The sequence below is a fragment of the Candidatus Propionivibrio aalborgensis genome, assembly GCF_900089945.1.
Taxonomy (GTDB): Bacteria; Pseudomonadota; Gammaproteobacteria; order Burkholderiales; family Rhodocyclaceae; genus Propionivibrio; species Propionivibrio aalborgensis.
Map to the genome: position 1 here is coordinate 1 of NZ_FLQY01000089.1, position 1,660 is coordinate 1,660.

The window sequence follows — 1,660 nt, forward strand, 5'->3', positions numbered from 1 at the left end:
GCCATCGCTATTGGTGCCGTGCGAAGCGATCCAGTAAATCCGGTTGCCGATGCGAGCCGCCGCTTCAAGGTCGGCCTCGGGGTGTTTCGGGTCCGACTTCAGAAATTCCGAGAGATCGAGTGTGCTGACGGGTGCCGCGGTCCGGCCCTCCCGATAAACGCGCAGTACATTGTCCTCATCATTGGCAACGACGAATTGCTGCTCGCCCAGCGAGACCGCCGCCGAAACGTCACAGGTACCGCCATACTCGGTCGCTGTAGCGAACGCCCGGGATTCAATGGTCACGAACGCGCCAACCAATGCGCAGAGCAGCATCGGCACCGCCCGGACTTTTCTCATGGATCGCACGTGCCACAAGGCAAATTGCGCCCGCTGAACAGCGCGCAAACAAGTGGTCAGTTCCATTGGTTTGCTCCTCTTTATTCTGCTGGGGTCAATTACAGCGGCGCGAAGCCGGATTCAAGGCGGTGCGGCGGTACGTGCCCGGACACCCGCCAGCCGGGTCAGCAGCCCTCTTGCCAATCCGCCCAGAACGAACAACCATACCGCAAAGGCCACCCAGATCATGATCTGCGAAATCCATTGCAGCGGCGGAAACTCGGCAGCCAGACCGAGACGGGCACTGGCGACGGTGTACATGCCCAGCGGGAAGACGAAGCTCCACATCGCCGGCTCGTATTTAAGCGGAAGGCCGCGCGCGATGTGCTTCCAAAAGCCGAACATCAAGAGCATCGGAATCCACCAGGTGCCCCATGCCCATATCATCATCGTTACGCCTTCGACGAACGGTCTCTGCGCGGCAAGGAATGGCAGGTACGGATCCTCGCTGAGCAGCGAGGTGCCGGCATTGGCGCTGATCGCCGCGGCGCCCATGATGACCCACAGCAGCGGCGAGATATCCTGCGGCTTGAGCGCCAGGAAAAAGATGCGATAGCAGAAGAGGGTTACGAAAATGCCATAGAACAGGAGACCGAGCCCCCACAGCATATGCACTTCGACCATCATGTAGCCGGCGTACTCGCCCAGTGCGGGCGCAATCGCCGCGCCCAGCAAGACCAGCGACTGCGTTCCAACGATGGAGATCAACCAGCCGCCGTGCACGATGTTGACGTTGTTCTCGTGGCTCAAGAAGGTCAGCACGCTGAAGGCAAGATAGAGCAGCAAGCACCAGGCGAGAAAAGCGATTACCCAGCATCCCATCGCCAGACCGGTATGACCGCGCGCGTTCAACAGCAGTCCGACAATATCTGTCGCAGCCACCAGCGTGAAGAATGAAAAAACCATTCGCGGATTGAGCAGGTCGATGCGCACCGCTCGCGAAAACATGAAAAACCGCCCCACGTTCAACGTCAGTAACGTCACCCAGGCAACAATCGCGAAGACGCAAACAACGTCGGCCAGCAATTCATGGTGTAGCGTACTGAAACCTATCGAGATGATCCCGCTGGCCATGACCAGCGCGAAATTTCCCGGATGCAACGCCTCCAGCGAGAATCCCGGCGCTGGTGCTGGTGCTGACTGCGAGGTGTCGGTGGGTGGCTTTGGCATGGACTGAACGGGCTGAAGGGTGGCTAGTCGGGACAGGAAGAAGCATCACTGCCCGCGTGGTTTGCAGAGATAGTAGCGCGATTTGCACCGCGCCAGTCAGTCTGGCCTTGCC

2 protein-coding genes are annotated in these 1,660 nt (G+C 59.5%); both read right to left on the reverse strand.

Annotation, left to right across the window (positions count from 1 at the left end; translation table 11 throughout):
- On the reverse strand, positions 1 to 405 hold a 405-nt coding region (locus PROAA_RS05660), incomplete at its 3' end, for a hypothetical protein (RefSeq protein ID WP_222102122.1).
- Positions 406 to 459: 54 nt separating this feature from the next.
- Positions 460 to 1,548: a tellurite resistance/C4-dicarboxylate transporter family protein gene (locus PROAA_RS05665; protein ID WP_186410411.1), complete on the reverse strand. Its 1,089-nt coding sequence runs from the start codon at positions 1,546 to 1,548 to the stop codon at positions 460 to 462.
- Positions 1,549 to 1,660 lie beyond the last annotated feature (112 nt).

Excerpts from the sequence above, each read along its gene's own strand:
- PROAA_RS05665 (WP_186410411.1), bottom strand. The coding sequence starts at position 1,548 with ATGCCAAAGCCACCCACCGACACCTCGCAGTCAGCACCAGCACCAGCG.